Here is a 344-nt window from a genome sequence, read left to right as displayed (position 1 = left end):
CGGCCGGCGTCCGGATAAGTCGGCACGCCCTCGAACACGACCTGCGTGCCGCCGCACGCGAGCGGCCCGTAGGTGATGTACGTGTGGCCCGTGACCCAGCCGATGTCGGCCGTGCACCAGAACACGTCGTCGGGTTTCCAGTCGAAGGTCCACTTCATCGTCTGCGCGGCCCACAGCAGGTAGCCGCCCGTGCTGTGCTGCACGCCCTTCGGCTTGCCGGTCGAGCCCGACGTATACAGGATGAACAGCGGATGCTCGGCGCCGACCCAGGTCGGCTCGCAGCGGTCGGATTCGCCGTCGGCGAGTTCGTGCATCCACAGGTCGCGGCCTGCATGCCAGTCGAT

At 68.0% G+C, this 344-nt stretch carries 1 protein-coding gene; it reads right to left on the bottom strand.

Annotated elements, in window-relative coordinates; all coding sequences use genetic code 11:
• On the bottom strand, positions 1-344 hold a 344-nt coding region (locus HWX03_RS36700; protein ID WP_175874683.1), incomplete at both ends, for an AMP-binding protein.

The sequence above is a fragment of the Burkholderia sp. BCC0397 genome (assembly GCF_902832865.1).
Lineage (GTDB): Bacteria > Pseudomonadota > Gammaproteobacteria > Burkholderiales > Burkholderiaceae > Burkholderia.
The sequence above is the reverse complement of the archived record's forward strand: the minus strand, read 5'-3'. Positions and strand labels throughout refer to the sequence as shown.